This window comes from Enterovirga rhinocerotis (assembly GCF_004363955.1).
GTDB lineage: Bacteria > Pseudomonadota > Alphaproteobacteria > Rhizobiales > Beijerinckiaceae > Enterovirga > Enterovirga rhinocerotis.
Map to the genome: position 1 here is coordinate 176,731 of NZ_SNZR01000017.1, position 14,677 is coordinate 191,407.

Sequence of the window (14,677 nt, forward strand, 5' to 3'; positions counted from 1 at the left end):
CGACAAGAGCCAGATTTGTCGAACATACACCGTTCAGGCCGCCGGTCCAGGCCGGCAGTCGGCGCCTACTCGCTCGCCAGGATCATGTTGCGCACGATCGGGTGGACCTGCCCCTGCCAGCGGCGGCCGCTGAAGACGCCGTAATGGCCGACGCCGACCTGCATGTGGTGGCGCTTGCGATAGGGCTTGAGGCCGCTGCAGAGGTCCTGGGCGGCGAGGGTCTGGCCGATCGCGCAGATGTCGTCGCGCTCGCCTTCGACGGTGAGGAGGGCCGTCTTGCGGATGGCGCGCGGCTCGACCTTGCGGCCGCGATGGGTGAGTTCGCCGCGGGCGAGCCGGTATTCCTGGAAGATCCACTGCACCGTCTCGAGGTAGAACTCGGCCGGCAGGTCGAGGACCGCGAAATACTCGTCGTAGAAGGCCTTCGCGGTCTCCGCCTGCTCCGTGCGCCCGCTGGCGAGGTGATCGAAGAGATCAAGATGCGCCCGCACGTGGCGCGACATGTTCATGGACATGAAAGCGGTGAGCTGGACGAATCCCGGATAGACCCGCCGCCCGGCACCCGGATAGCGCGAGGGGACGGAGGCGATCAGGTTGTCGCGGAACCAGGCGATCGGCTTGCCGGTCGCGAGTTCATTGACCTTGGTCGGGTTGAGGCGCGTATCGACGGGTCCGGCCATGAGCGTCATGGATTTCGGCGCCGCCGGGTGGTCGTCCTGCGCCATGACCGCCGCGGCGGCGAGCGCCTGCACGCAGGGCTGGCAGACGGCGAGGAGATGGGCTCCGGGGCCCATCACCCCGAGGAACTCGATCAGGTAATCGACATAATCCTCGAAGCCGAAGCGCCCCGCCGCCAGCGGCACGTCGCGGGCATTGTGCCAATCGGTGATGTAGACGTCGTTTTCCGGCAGCAGCGTCTCGACCGTCCCGCGCAGCAGCGTCGCGAAATGCCCCGACATCGGCGCGACGACGAGAATGCGGGGCTGCTCGACGTCGATGTCCTTGCGGAAGCGCAGCAACGTGCCGAACGGGGCGACATGCACCCGCTCCTCCGTCACCGCCACCTCGCGGTTGCCGACGCGGACCGAAGGCAGCTCGAAGCTCGGCCGCGCATGGCTCAGACGGAACCGCTCCACCATCTCGAGCCCCGCCGTCATGGACCGCGCGACGGAGCTGCTCGATACGGCGGGCGCGAGCTCCCCGAGGATGCCGCGCATCGTCCCGGCCATCCGGCGGAACGGGTCGATGACATCGTCCTGACTTTGATAGGCGAGATACATCATGCCCGGCGGGTCCCCTTGCACGAGTTTTGCAGCCGCGTAGCTCCGATCGCCCGACCACGAGGACCGATATGACCGACGGGCTGCATGTTGCGTTGCATCATCATGGACGACAAGGCTCAACAGAGGAGTGACAGGTGATGGCCGAAGCGACGCTGACCATCAGCAGCAAGAACTATTCCTCCTGGGCCCTGCGGGGCTGGCTGCTCTGCAAAATGGCCGGGCTCTCCTTCAGGGAGACCATGCTCCCCTGGGACGACCCGTCGGTGCGAGCCGAATTGCTGCTCCTGTCGCCGTCCTTCCTCGTGCCGAAACTGACCCATCGCGGCATCGAGATCTGGGACACGCTCGCGATCGCCGAGTATCTGGCCGAGATCAGGCCCGAGGCGACGCTCTGGCCCACGGATCCGGCGGAGCGCGCGGCCTGCCGCTCGATCAGCGGCGAGATGCATTCCGGCTTCAGCAACCTCCGGTCCGCGCTGCCGATGAACCTCAAGGCCCATTATCCGGGCTTCAAGGTCTGGGCGGGGGCGCAGGCCGATATCGACCGCGTGACGACGATCTGGCGCGACCGCCTCAAGACCTCGGGCGGACCATTCCTGTTCGGCGCCTCGCCGACCGTCGCGGATGCGATGTACGCGCCCGTCGCAACGCGCTTCCGGACCTATGCCGTCACGCTCGACCCGGTCTCGTCCGCCTATTGCGACACGATCCTCGGCTGGGCGCCGATGACGGAATGGATCGGCGCCGCCCAGGAGGAGCCGGACGAACTCGAGGAACTCGACGTCGAGTTCTGAGACGCGCGGACGCGCTCAGATCGCCATCCGGTCGCGGACGGCGTCTCCTTCGAGCTCCTTCGGGCCGCCCGCCATCACCACCTCGCCCCGCTCGAGCAGGATGAAGCGGTCGGCGAGGTCGCGGGCGAACTCGAAATACTGCTCGACCAGCACGATCGCCATGTCGCCCCGATCGCGCAGATACGAGATGGCGCGCCCGATATCCTTGATGATCGAGGGCTGGATGCCTTCGGTCGGCTCATCGAGGACGAGGAGGCGCGGGCGTGTCGTCAGCGCCCGGCCGATGGCGAGCTGCTGCTGCTGGCCTCCCGAAAGGTCGCCGCCGCGCCGGTGCAGCATCGATTTCAGCACCGGGAAGATGTCGAAGACCTCGGGCGGCACATGCCGGTCGCGCCGCTTCAGCGGGGCATAGCCCGTCTCGAGGTTCTCCTTGACGGTGAGGAGCGGGAAGATCTCGCGCCCCTGCGGCACGTAGCCGATGCCGCGCCGGGCACGCTCATAGGGTTTGAGCGCCGACACGTCCTCTCCGTCGAGCGAGATCACGCCGGACGCGATCGGCCGGTGGCCGACGATGGCGCGCATGAGAGAGGATTTCCCGACGCCGTTGCGGCCGAGGACGCAGGTCACCTCCCCGACCCGGGCCTCGAGCGAGACGCCGCGCAGGGCCTGGGATGCGCCGTAGAAGAGGGAGATGTCGTGGACGTTCAGCATGCTAACCACTCCCGCCTCTCCCCTTGCGGGAGAGGTCGAGCGCCGCCGGCAGGCGGCGACCGGGTGAGGGGTGCGCAAGACGCGAATGTCGAGTCTCTCCCCTCATCCGACCCCTGCCGCCGCAGGGGCCACCTTCTCCCGCAAGGGGAGAAGGGACGCTGTGCGAGCCGCTCATCGCCCGAGATACACCTCGACCACCCGCTCGTCGGCCGAGACCTGATCGAGCGGCCCCTCCGCCAGCACCGAGCCCTCGTGGAGGCATGTGACCTTGACGCCGAGATCGCGCACGAAGGTCATGTCGTGCTCGACGACGACGACCGCGCGCGTCTCGGCGATCTCGCGCAGGAGATCGGCCGTATCCGCCGTCTCCTGGTCGGTCATGCCGGCGGCCGGCTCGTCGACGAGAAGGAGCTGCGGCTCCTGGGCGAGCAGCATGCCGATCTCGAGCCATTGCTTCTGGCCGTGCGACAGCTCGGAGGCCGGACGCCGGCGCTGGTCCTTGAGGCGCACGCGCTCCAGGAGCGCGTCGATCCGCTCGCGTTCCGCCGCAGTCTTGCGCGCGAAGAGCGTCGGGAGAGTGCGCCGGTCGGCCTTCAGCGAGAGGCGGATATTGTCCTCGACCGTATGCATCTCGAAGACGGTCGGCGTCTGGAACTTCCGGCCGATGCCGAGCTGGGCGATCGAGGCCTCGTCGAGCCGCGTCAGGTCGTGCCGGCCGGCGAAGATGGCATCGCCCTCGCTCGGCCGCGTCTTGCCGGTGATGACGTCCATCATCGTCGTCTTGCCGGCCCCGTTCGGGCCGATGATGGCGCGCATCTCGGCGCGGCCGATGGCGAGCGAGAGGTTGTTCAGCGCGCGGAAGCCGTCGAAGACGACCGAGACGCCGTTGAGGTAGAGCAGCGCCGTGGTGACGGGGAGACTCGTCGTCATAGGAGCCCTCCGCTCGCTCGCCCACCCTCCCCTGGAGGGGGAGGGTCGGACCGCAGGTCCGGGGTGGGGTGATACGCGATCGCCGCTGCGATGACGCTGGCGGTGTGGCGAGGGGGATTCACCCCACCCCGCCGCCTTCGGCGTCGACCCTCCCCCTGCAGGGGAGGGTGAAGGAGTGGGATGGAGAACATCGCTCTCACTCCGCCGCCGCCGGCTTCGAGGCGACGCCGTCCTCGTCGATGATCTCGGGCGCGGGCCGCTTCCTGCGGAAGCCCCAGGCTTCGAGGAAGGTGCCGAGGATGCCCTTCGGCAGGAACAGCGTCACGACCACGAAGAGCGCGCCGAGGGCGAAGAGCCAGAGTTCGGGCAGGACGCCGGTGAACCAGGTCTTGCCGGCATTGACCGTCAGCGCGCCGAGGGCCGCACCGACGAGCGTGCCGCGTCCGCCGACGGCGACCCAGATCACGGTCTCGATCGAATTGGCGGGCGCGAATTCGGACGGGTTGATGATGCCGACCTGCGGCACGTAGAGCGCTCCGGCGATCCCGGCGAGCACGGCCGAGACGACCCAGACGAAGAGCTTGTAGTGCTCGACCCGGTAGCCGATGAACCGGGTCCGGCTCTCGGCGTCGCGGATGGCGACGAGGACCTTGCCGAGCTTCGAGGTCACGATGGCGCGGCAGGCGAGGAGGCCGAGCGCAAGCGCCAGGGCCGAGGCCGCGAACAAAGCCGCGCGCGTGCCCGGCGCCTGGACGGGGAAGCCGAGGATGTCCTTGAAATCGGTCAGGCCGTTATTGCCGCCGAACCCCATGTCGTTGCGGAAGAAGGCGAGCAGCAGGGCGTAGGTCATCGCCTGGGTGATGATCGAGAGGTAGACGCCCGTGACGCGCGAGCGGAAGGCGAGCCAGCCGAAGACGAAGGCGAGGAGGCCCGGCGCCAGCACCACCATCAGCGCCGCGAAGGGGAAATGATCGAAACCCCACCAATACCAGGGCAGCTCCTTCCAGTTCAGGAACACCATGAAGTCGGGCAGGACCGGATTGGCATAGACGCCGCGTGTCCCGATCTGCCGCATCAGGTACATGCCCATGGCGTAGCCGCCGAGCGCGAAGAAGGCGCCGTGGCCGAGCGAGAGGATGCCGGCATAGCCCCAGATCAGGTCGACCGAGACCGCCAGCAGGGCGTAGCAGAGATACTTGCCGAGGAGCGGCATCATGTAGTCCGGCACGTGCAGCGGCGAGCCGGGGGGCAGCAGCAGGTTCGAGGCCGGCACGAGCAAGGCGGCGGCCAGCACGATCGCCAGGAAGACGATCGTCGTGCGGTTGAAGACGCGGTCGGAGGTCATGGGGCCTTCCTCTCCCGAGAGGGAGAGGTCGAGTCGGCGTCAGCCGACCGGGTGAGGGCAGGACGGTTTCCGGAGAGGTCGCATCCCTCACCCGGTCGACGCCTGCCGGCGTCGCTCGACCTCTCCCTCTCGGGAGAGGAAGGTTGCGTCAGGACCGCCATCACCCCTCCACGAACCGGCCCTTGAGCGCGAACAGGCCGCGCGGGCGCTTCTGGATGAACAGGATGATGGCGACGAGGAGGATGATCTTGCCGAGCACGGCGCCGGCGAAGGGTTCGAGGAGCTTGTTGGCGATGCCGATCGACATCGCCCCGACAAGCGTCCCCCAGAGGTTCCCGACGCCGCCGAAGACGACCACGAGGAAGGAATCGATGATGTAGCCCTGGCCGAGATTGGGCGAGACGTTGTCGATCTGCGAGAGCGCGACGCCCGCGATCCCGGCAATGCCGGAGCCGAGGCCGAAGGTGAGCGCATCCACCCAATCCGTCCGGATACCCATGGCGCCGGCCATGCGCCGGTTCTGCGTGACGGCGCGGATCTGGAGGCCGAGCGCGGTGCGCTTCAGCGAGACGAGCAGGGCCGCGAAGACGACGAGCGCGAAGACGATGATGACGAGCCGGTTCCAGGTCAGCGTCAGGCCGAGGAGATCGAAGGAGCCCGACATCCAGCCGGGATTGCCGACCTCGCGGTTATTGGCGCCGAAGACCGTGCGGACGGCCTGCTGCAGGATCAGCGAGATGCCCCAGGTCGCGAGCAGCGTCTCGAGCGGGCGGCCATAGAGGAAGCGGATCACCGAGCGCTCGATCAGGACGCCGACCGCGCCCGCGACGAGGAAGGCCAGCGGCAGGGCGATGAAGAGCGAGGAATCGAACAGCCAGGGCGCGTGGGAGCGGATCACCTCCTGCACGACGAAGGTCGTGTAGGCGCCGAGCATGACCATCTCGCCATGGGCCATGTTGATCACGCCCATCACCCCGAAGGTGACGGCGAGGCCGATGGCCGAGAGCAGCAGGACCGAGCCGAGGCTGATGCCGTAGACGACGTTCTGGACGTTGCGCAGGAGCGCGATGCGGTTCTCGATCGCGGTGATGGCGTCGCCCGCCATCGCGCGGATGGCAGGCGGCGCATCCGCCGGCAGGTTGCGGAGGACGGCGACGGCCTCCTGGTCGCCCCGCGCGCGCAGAACCGTGATGGCCTCGGCGCGCTGGTCGGGCGTCGCCTCGGGGCGGGTGAGGAGGATCGCCGCCCTCGCCTCCTGCATCTGGCGCCGGATGGCCGGATCGGTCTCGGCCGCGAGGGCAGCCTCGAGGGCCGGCAGCGCCGAGGCATCGCGGGACTTGAACACGGCGGCCGCGGCGGCGGCCCGCCTTGCGCGATCGGGCGAGCGGAGCGTCAGGGTCCCCATCGCCGCCTCGACGGCACGGCGCACGCGATTGTTGAGACGGACCGGCTTGAGATCGGCGCCCTGTACCGCAGCCGGGCTGCCGGTGCCCGCATCGCGGAAGGAGCCGTCCGGATCGCGGATGAAGACCGCCTTGTCGGCGGCGCGGACCATGAGGCGGCCCTCGCGCACGGCCCCGACGACGTCGGCCGCAAGCGGATGGCCGCTCGCAGCGACGCCGTCGATCGCCGCCTCGGTCTCGGAGAAGCTGTCCGCCGCGAACCGCGCGAGCGCGTCGGTATAGGCGTCGGCACGGGCGACGGCCGGCGCGAGAAGCAGGACGCCCAGGACGAAAGCAATGAGAAGCGCAACGGGTCGCACGGGATATTCCGGTCTCGGTACCACGCCCTCCTCATCCTGAGGTGCTCGCCGCAGCCGGCCCTCGAAGGACGCGAGACCGCTCGGTGCGTGCTTCGAGGGCCGGCTGCGCCGGCCACCTCAGCATGAGGCGATGAGAGGCAGCGATCGCCTCGGGTCAGGCGGCGCTCAGGCGCCGCCGCACTTGCCGGTCTTGGTGTTGAAGTTGCCGCACTTCTTCTCGACCCAGTCGGCGACGAGGTCCTTCGAACCATCGAGCTCCTTCGACCAGGCGTCGCCCGCGACGAGACCGTCGGTCTTCCAGACCACGTCGAACTGGCCGTTCTCCTTGATCTCGCCGATGAAGACGGGCTTCGTGATGTGGTGGTTCGGCAGCATCTTCGAGACGCCGCCCGTCAGGTTCGGGGCCTCGATGCCCGGCAGCGCGTCGATGACCTTGTCCGGATCGGTGGTCTTCGCCTTCTCGACCGCCTTGACCCACATGTTGAAGCCGATGACGTGGGCCTCCATCGGATCGTTGGTCACGGCCTTCGGATTCTTCTTGAAGGCCTGCCACTTCTTGATGAATTCCGCATTGGCGGGCGTGTCGATCGACTGGAAGTAGTTCCAGGCGGCGAGATGGCCGAGGAGCGGCTTCGTGTCGATGCCCGCGAGCTCCTCCTCGCCGACCGAGAAGGCGACGACCGGGATGTCGGTCGCCTTGATGCCCTGGTTGCCGAGCTCCTTGTAGAAGGGCACGTTGGCGTCGCCGTTGATGGTCGAGACCACCGCCGTCTTCTTGCCGGATGAGCCGAATTTCTTGATGTCCGAGACGATCGTCTGCCAGTCGGCATGGCCGAACGGCGTGTAGCTGATCATGATGTCCTCGGACTTGACGCCCTTCGACTTGAGGTACGCCTCGAGGATCTTGTTGGTCGTGCGGGGATAGACGTAGTCGGTGCCGGCCAGCACCCAGCGCTCCACCTTCTCTTCCTTGGCGAGGTAGTCGACGGCGGGGATCGCCTGCTGGTTCGGCGCGGCGCCGGTATAGAAGACGTTGCGCTCGCTCTCCTCGCCCTCGTACTGGACGGGATAGAAGAGGATGTTGTTCAGCTCCTTGAAGACCGGGAGCACGGATTTGCGGGACACCGAGGTCCAGCAGCCGAACACGGCCGCGACCTTGTTCTGCGCGATCAGCTCGCGGGCCTTCTCGGCGAAGAGCGGCCAGTTCGAGGCCGGATCGACCACGACCGCCTCGAGCTTCTTGCCGAGGAGCCCGCCCTTCTTATTCTGCTCCTCGATCAGGAAGAGCATCGTATCCTTCAGCGTCGTCTCCGAGATCGCCATCGTGCCCGAGAGCGAATGGAGGATGCCGACCTTGATGGTTTTCTGAGCCTGGGCCGCCGCGCCGCCTGCCGTCATGGCCGTGGCGGCGAGCATGCCAAGCGCGACCCGTCTGCTGATATTCATGCTGCCTCTCCGGGATGCTCGTCGCTGCGGAAATCGAAGGCCGACGCGCAGCGCGGAGAAGCTTGGGCAAGGGGTGTGCCAGTTCGTCCGGACATCTGGGCCGCCGCAATTCCCCGTAGGATCCCGACCTCTGAGCGCCGGCTGCGACGCGCCCTTGCCGGCCTGCCTGTTCTTTAGGCAAATGCACGATGAAGCGGCGAGGCCGATCGGCTGCGCGGTGTGTCTCCAGCGTCATCGCGCGGCGCGGTACGCTCCGATACGTTGGACCGGAGCGAAACGAGGCGCGAAATCCGGCGAGCATGCTGGCGCTGCGTGCCCTGACGAGGCCTGCTGATCGGATGAAACGAGTTGCGTCGATCCTTTTGCTGCTCGTCCTCGCGGCCTGCGGCGCACGGCCGGGACCCGAGGCGCTGCAGGCGAGCGGCACGGTGCCGGGTGCGAAGCTCGTCACGGTCTACGTCACCACGAGTCGTGGCCATGATCCCGGCAGTCTCGGCTTCAACAACGACCGCGCGCGCAAGCTGAGCTATGCCGAGTTCACGATCTCGATCCCTCCCGGCCATCAGCCGGGACAGATCGAGTGGCAGGAAGGCCCGGCCGACCCGGCCCGCTTCTTCACGACCGTGAGTTCGCGCACCCTCGATCGGGCCACCTTCGAGGCACGGCTCGCCGCCCAGCAGAAGAAGGCGGCCGTCTTCGTCCACGGCTTCAACACGAATTTCCAGGAGGCCGTCTTCCGGCTCGCACAGATGGCGGCGGATAGCGGCATCCAGGCTGTCCCCGTCCTGTACTCCTGGCCTTCGGCCGGCGCCGTCAGCGCCTATGTGGCGGACCGAGACGCGGTCACGACATCGCGCGACAGCCTGGCGGAAGTGCTGACGATGGTCTCGGCCCGCCGCGAGGCGCTCGTGCTCGCCCACAGCATGGGAGCCTGGTTGACGATGGAGACGCTCCGCCAGCTCCGTCTGACCGGCAAGAACGCCGTCCTGAACCGCCTTAAGGTCGCGCTGGCGGCGCCCGACATCGATGTCGACGTCTTCCGTTCGCAACTCGCCACGATCAAGCGGATGCCGCAGACGATGGTCGTCATGGTCTCGCCGGACGATTCGGCCCTCGCCATTTCGAGCCGCATCGCGGGAAGCCGCACACGCCTCGGCGCGCTCGACATCCGGGACCCGCGGGTCGTCCAGACCGCGATCGCGGCGAACGTCCAGATCGTCGATATCTCCTCGGTCCAGTCGCTCGACTTCGCAGGCCATAACCGGTTCGTCGAATTCGCGATGATGCATGCGCGCGGGGGAACCGGCGAAGGAGCCATCGGCGTGCGGAAGGCCGGAGCCTTCGTGTTCAACACGATCGGCGACACCCTCTCGACCCCGTTCAACGTCATCGGCAAGGTGGTCGGCGGCGAGCATTGATGCCGATGGGCGGGCCGAGTCCGGTGTCCCGGCCCGCTCGATTGCCCTCGGTCGCGCTGTCGCTCGTCGCCCTGATCGGCGGCGCATGGCTGCTCGGCGCGCTGTTCTTCCAGTTCGACCCGCCGCTCCGAGGGCTGCTCATGGCAGGGGCCGCGGCCGTGGCGATGGCCATCGTCGCCCTCGCCTGGACCCGGCGCCTCGCGGCCCTCCTCGTCCTCGTGGCCTGCCTCGCCGCGGCCGCGGTCTGGTGGGCCTCGATCCTCCCCTCGAACGATCGCGACTGGGCTCCGGATGTCGCCCACGGCGTGACCGGCACGATCGACGGCACATCGGTCGTCCTGCATCACGTCCGCGATTTCGCGTGGCGGACGGAGACCGACGCCGACATCCGCTGGGTGACGCGCCGCTACGATCTCGACGATCTGCGCAGCGTCGATCTCCTGACCTCGGTCTGGGACAATCCGGCCATCGCCCATACGCTCCTCAGCTTCGGCTTCGCGGATGGCCGCCACGTCGTCTTCTCGGCGGAGATCCGCCGCAAGCGGCACGAGGCGTTCTCGGCCATCGGCGGCTTCTTCAAGCGCTTCGAGCTCGTCCTGATCGCGGCGGAAGAGCGGGACATCGTCAGGCTGCGCACGACGATCCGCCGCGAGGACGTGTCGCTGTTCCCGCTCCGCGTCCCGCCCGACGCCGCGCGGCGGCTGTTCCGATCCTATATCGATCGGGCGAACGAGCTCGCGACACGTCCGGAATTCTATCAGACCGTCACCACGAACTGCACGACCGTGGTGGTCCGGCTCGCACAGGAGGCCGGCCGCGGCATCCCGCTCGATTGGCGCATCCTCCTGTCGGGATACCTCCCCGACTACCTGAGCGATCACGGCGCGATCGCGAGCGACCGCCCGCTCGACGAGATCAAGGCATCCGCGAAGATCAGCCCGCTCGCCCGCCGCGAGACGGCCGGGGACGATTTCTCTCGGCTGATCCGCTCGGGCGACCTCTTCGTCACGGCGACGGCTCGCTGACGCGCTCGGGCAGACGACATCATCCGGAAACTCCGGCGGGGCGATAACATGGCGCGGCCGCCCAGCGAGGCCGCCTCCACGACGAGGAGTGGTCCTTGAGCATCTCGATGGCCGGGCTGCCGGCATTCCTCGTCTATTTCGCGGTCGGAGCAGCGCTGATCGCGGGATTCGCGGTCGTCTACATGCGCCTCACCGCCCATGACGAGGTCGCGCTCATCCGGTCGGGCAATCTCGCAGCCGCGATCGCGCTCGGCGGCAACCTCGTCGGCTTCTCGATTCCCGTCGACAAGGCGATCGAGCAGGCGGCCAGCATCCCGGACCTCGTGATCTGGGCCCTCATCGCCATGGCGATCCAGCTCGCGGCCTACGGGGCGGTGCGCTGGCTCGTTCCCGATCTCTCGCGCAAGATCGAGGAGGACGACATCCCCGCCGCCGCCTTCCTCGCCGTCGTCGCCGTCCTCTGCGGCACGCTCGCCGCCGCCAGCATGACGGAATAGGCGGATGAAACGCTCCACCCAGATCGGGCTCGGCGCGGTCGGCATCATCCTCGTCGCGAGCGGCTGGTCCTATTTCGGCGGCGAGGACGACCAGCTCGTCTACACCGATGCCGCCTCGTGCCGGGCCGACGGCAGGATGTCGGAGGCGCAATGCGAGCAGCGCTTCCGGGAGGCCCGGACCGCCCAGGCGCGGGACGCGAAACGCTTCCCGAGCCAGTCTTCCTGCGAGACGGAGTTCGGCCAGGGCCGCTGCGACACGATCCAGGTGAACGGCACCCCGATGTGGGTGCCGGCCCTCGCCGGGATCATGCTGGCGCGGCGTCTCGCGGCGGGAGGCGGGGCCGCCGAGCCGCTCTTCGCGCCGACCCGGCAGGCCTGCCCGCCGGGCGGCACGGCTCCCGAATGCCAGCCCGCCCGGTCGGGAACCGGCAGCAGCGGAAGCGGCGGCGGCTATGCGGGCCGCCGGGCCTATTCGACGACCTCCGGCGGAACCGTGACGGCCGGGACCGGCACGACGAAGGTCAGCGTCGCCTCGCGGGGGGGCTTCGGCTCGACCGGGCGGGGCGGCGGCTATTCGAGCGGATCGTGAACAGACTGTCCCCCCGCCGCCGGGGCGACTGGCAGGCCGCCGTCGAGCGCCTCGGCTTCGCCTTCCACACGATCGAGGGCGATCTCTACTGGGACGAGAGCGTCGCCTATTCCTTCACCTTGAAGGAGATCGAGCAGGATATCGAAGCGCCGACCGGCGAGATCGAGGCCCTGTGCCTCAGCTTCGTCGACCGCGCCCTGCGCGACGACGCGATCCTGACGCGTCTCGCCATCCCGCCTGCGCATTGGGATCTCCTCCGGCAGAGCTGGCAGCGCGGCGACCGCAATCTCTACGGCCGGCTCGATCTCGCCTATGACGGCACGGGACCCGCGAAGCTGCTCGAATACAACGCCGATACGCCGACCGCCCTGTTCGAGGCAGCCGTCGTGCAGTGGGATTGGCTCGAACAGGCGATGGAGCAGCGCCTGATCTCGCCCGGCTGCGACCAGTTCAATTCGATCCACGAGCGGCTGATCGAGGCCTTCCGCCAGCTCTGGCCAACCCTGCCGCCGCGCCTCCACTTCGCTGCCGACCTCGAGAGCGCCGAGGATCGCGGCACCGTCGAGTACCTGCGCGATTGCGCCGACCAGGCCGGGCACGAGACGCGGCTCCTGTCGATCGAGGAGATCGGCCTGTCCACCGACGGCCGCTTCGCCGATGGGGAGAGCGAGGTCATCTCCCATCTCTTCAAACTCTACCCTTGGGAATGGCTGTTCCGGGAGGCATACGGCTCGGCGCTCGCCGGATCGGATTGCCGCTTCGTCGAGCCGCCCTGGAAGGCGGTCCTCTTGAACAAGGGGCTCCTCGCCTATCTCTGGGAGATGGAGCCGGGCCATCCGAACCTGCTCCCGACCTTCTTCGAGACCGATCCGGCCGCCTCGGCCCTCGGCCGCAGCCATGTGCGCAAGCCGCTCTACTCCCGCGAAGGCGCCAACGTCTCGCTCGTCGTCGACGGCGAGGTGCGCGACAGCGGCGGCGGCCCCTACGGCGCGGAAGGCTTCGTCCTCCAGGACGTCGCCCGGATGCCGTCCTTCGGCGGCCGCTATCCGGTCCTCGGCTCCTGGCTGGTCGCCTCCCAGCCCTGCGGTCTCGGCATCCGCGAGGATGAGACGCCCATCACCAAGGACAGCTCGCGCTTCGTGCCGCATATCATCGAGCTGTGATCGCGGCAGGGCTCGCGCGCGGTCCGCGTGGGCGCTAGTCTGATTCGCAAAGGCGAGGCTGGGGAAACACCATGGATGTGAGGCTGGACGGGCGCGTTGCGCTCGTGACGGGCGGGAGCAAGGGGATCGGGCTCGCCGTGGCGCGATCCTTCCTCGAGGCCGGCGCGCGGGTCGCGATCCTCGCACGCGGCCAGGAGGCGCTCGACACGGCCGCCGCGAGCCTCGCCGCCGAGGGACTGACCGAACTGCGCGCCTATTCCTGCGACGTCTCGAAACCCGACGCGATCAGCGCGATCCATGCCCGCGTCGTGGCCGATCTCGGCCCCGTCGACATCCTCGTCAACAATGCCGGCACCTCGCGCACGCTCGCCTTCGAGACGATCACGGACGAAGAATGGCAGGAGGATTTCGACCTCAAGCTCTTCGCCGCCATCCGCATGAGCCGGGCCGTCTGGCCGGCGATGAAGGAGCGCGGCTTCGGCCGCATCATCAACGTCCTCAACACCTTCGCCAAGGCGCCGCGCGGGGGCAGCGCGCCGACCTCGGTCTCGCGCGCCGCCGGCATGGCCCTGACCAAGGTGATGGCGGGCGAAGGCGCCCCGCACGGCATCCTCGTGAACGCGCTCCTCGTCGGGCTCATCATGAGCGACCAATGGGTCCGCAGGCATGCGGCGACGGCACCCGCCATGCAGCTCGAGGATTTCGCGCAGACGCTCGTGACCGACGTGCCGCTCGGCCGCATCGGGCGGGCCGAGGAATTTGCGAACCTCGCCTGTTTCCTCGCCTCCGACAAAGGCTCCTACATCACCGGCACCGCCATCAACGTCGATGGCGGCCGTTCGCCGGTCGTCTGATCCCGGCTCCTTCCTTCCGATCACAGGTGCGTCTCATGGCTGACAGCCCGTTCTCCCTCTCGGGCCGGGTGGCCTTCGTCACGGGCTGCGGCTCGCAGGGGCCCGGCTGGGGCAACGGCAAGGCCATCGCCGTGACCTTCGCCCGACACGGGGCCGCCATCTTCGGGGTCGATCTCAATCCCGCGGCGGCCGAAGAGACGCGCCGGATCGTCGAGGGCGAGGGCGGGCGCTTCGTCGCCGGCACCGGCGACGTCACCGACCGGGCGAGCGTCGAGAGGCTCGTCGCCGAATGCCTGACGGAATTCGGCCGGATCGACATCCTCGTCAACAATGTCGGCCTGTCGCTGCCGGGCGATCCCGCCACGATGTCCGAGGAGACCTGGGACGCGCAGATCGACGTGAACCTCAAGACCGCGTTCCTGTGCTGCAAGGCGATCCTGCCCATCATGGAGAAGCAGGGGAAAGGCGCGGTGGTCTCGACCTCCTCCACCGCCGCCCTGCGCTATACCGGCAAGCCCCAGGCGGCCTATGCTGCGGCGAAGGCGGGCCTCGTCCAGTTCAGCCGCGTCGTCGCGATCGACTATGCGCGGCGCGGGGTGCGCCTGAACTGCGTCCTGCCGGGCCTGATCGAGACGCCGCTCGTCGCGAAGCTGGCGGAGGATTTCGCGACGAAGGAGACCGGCACGACGCGAGAGGCCTTCTATGCCCGCCGCCACGAGCAGGTGCCCATGGGTCATATGGGCGAGGCCTTCGACGTCGCCCACGCGGCCCTGTTCCTCGCCTCCGACGCCGCGAAATACGTGACCGGAACGGAGATCGTCGTCGATGGCGGCCTGACCTCGGCGGTCCGGAACTAGAGC

14 protein-coding genes are annotated in these 14,677 nt (G+C 68.4%); 8 read left to right on the forward strand and 6 right to left on the reverse strand.

Features of this window, described 5'->3' with window-relative positions; translation table 11 throughout:
• Positions 1-65: 65 nt before the first annotated feature.
• A complete protein-coding gene (locus EV668_RS22770; RefSeq protein WP_133774508.1) occupies positions 66-1,283 on the reverse strand; it encodes a polyhydroxyalkanoate depolymerase in 1,218 nt (405 codons plus the stop codon).
• 137 nt (positions 1,284-1,420) lie between these two features.
• Here EV668_RS22770 and EV668_RS22775 point away from each other — a divergent pair, with 137 nt between their 5' ends.
• Positions 1,421-2,077 (forward strand): glutathione S-transferase family protein, encoded by a 657-nt coding sequence (locus EV668_RS22775; RefSeq protein ID WP_133774510.1) that lies wholly within the window; start codon positions 1,421-1,423, stop codon positions 2,075-2,077.
• A gap of 15 nt (positions 2,078-2,092) precedes the next feature.
• On the opposite strand, the gene urtE is transcribed toward EV668_RS22775, so the two are convergent.
• The 5 genes from urtE to urtA form a co-directional block, all read right to left on the reverse strand.
• Positions 2,093-2,788 (reverse strand): urea ABC transporter ATP-binding subunit UrtE, encoded by a 696-nt coding sequence (gene urtE / locus EV668_RS22780; protein WP_133774512.1) that lies wholly within the window; start codon positions 2,786-2,788, stop codon positions 2,093-2,095.
• A 171-nt stretch (positions 2,789-2,959) separates the two neighbouring features.
• A complete protein-coding gene (urtD, locus tag EV668_RS22785) occupies positions 2,960-3,718 on the reverse strand; it encodes an urea ABC transporter ATP-binding protein UrtD (RefSeq protein WP_133774514.1) in 759 nt (252 codons plus the stop codon).
• Positions 3,719-3,914: 196 nt separating this feature from the next.
• Positions 3,915-5,063 (reverse strand): urea ABC transporter permease subunit UrtC, encoded by a 1,149-nt coding sequence (gene urtC / locus EV668_RS22790; RefSeq protein WP_133774516.1) that lies wholly within the window; start codon positions 5,061-5,063, stop codon positions 3,915-3,917.
• A gap of 160 nt (positions 5,064-5,223) precedes the next feature.
• A complete protein-coding gene (gene urtB, locus EV668_RS22795) occupies positions 5,224-6,825 on the reverse strand; it encodes an urea ABC transporter permease subunit UrtB (RefSeq protein WP_133774518.1) in 1,602 nt (533 codons plus the stop codon).
• Between the two features lie 165 nt (positions 6,826-6,990).
• Complete coding sequence (gene urtA, locus EV668_RS22800; RefSeq protein ID WP_133774656.1) at positions 6,991-8,241, reverse strand: urea ABC transporter substrate-binding protein; 1,251 nt, start codon at positions 8,239-8,241, stop codon at positions 6,991-6,993.
• Positions 8,242-8,609: 368 nt separating this feature from the next.
• Between urtA and EV668_RS22805 the strand changes: the two genes are divergently transcribed.
• The 7 genes from EV668_RS22805 (at position 8,610) to EV668_RS22835 (ending at position 14,674) form a co-directional block, all read left to right on the forward strand.
• Complete coding sequence (locus EV668_RS22805) at positions 8,610-9,689, forward strand: alpha/beta hydrolase (protein WP_245513375.1); 1,080 nt, start codon at positions 8,610-8,612, stop codon at positions 9,687-9,689.
• A 23-nt stretch (positions 9,690-9,712) separates the two neighbouring features.
• Complete coding sequence (locus EV668_RS22810; protein WP_245513376.1) at positions 9,713-10,714, forward strand: Lnb N-terminal periplasmic domain-containing protein; 1,002 nt, start codon at positions 9,713-9,715, stop codon at positions 10,712-10,714.
• A 95-nt stretch (positions 10,715-10,809) separates the two neighbouring features.
• Positions 10,810-11,211, forward strand: a complete 402-nt coding sequence (locus tag EV668_RS22815) for a DUF350 domain-containing protein (RefSeq protein ID WP_245513377.1) — start codon at positions 10,810-10,812, stop codon at positions 11,209-11,211.
• A gap of 4 nt (positions 11,212-11,215) precedes the next feature.
• Positions 11,216-11,800: a DUF1190 domain-containing protein gene (locus EV668_RS22820; RefSeq protein ID WP_133774524.1), complete on the forward strand. Its 585-nt coding sequence runs from the start codon at positions 11,216-11,218 to the stop codon at positions 11,798-11,800.
• Positions 11,797-12,963: a glutathionylspermidine synthase family protein gene (locus EV668_RS22825; protein WP_133774526.1), complete on the forward strand. Its 1,167-nt coding sequence runs from the start codon at positions 11,797-11,799 to the stop codon at positions 12,961-12,963. Before EV668_RS22820 ends, EV668_RS22825 begins: the two co-directional genes overlap by 4 nt.
• 71 nt (positions 12,964-13,034) lie before the next feature.
• On the forward strand, positions 13,035-13,817 hold the full coding sequence (locus EV668_RS22830; RefSeq protein ID WP_133774528.1) for an SDR family oxidoreductase: 783 nt from the start codon (positions 13,035-13,037) through the stop codon (positions 13,815-13,817).
• A 35-nt stretch (positions 13,818-13,852) separates the two neighbouring features.
• Positions 13,853-14,674: an SDR family NAD(P)-dependent oxidoreductase gene (locus EV668_RS22835; RefSeq protein ID WP_133774530.1), complete on the forward strand. Its 822-nt coding sequence runs from the start codon at positions 13,853-13,855 to the stop codon at positions 14,672-14,674.
• The last annotated feature ends 3 nt before the right edge of the window (positions 14,675-14,677 follow it).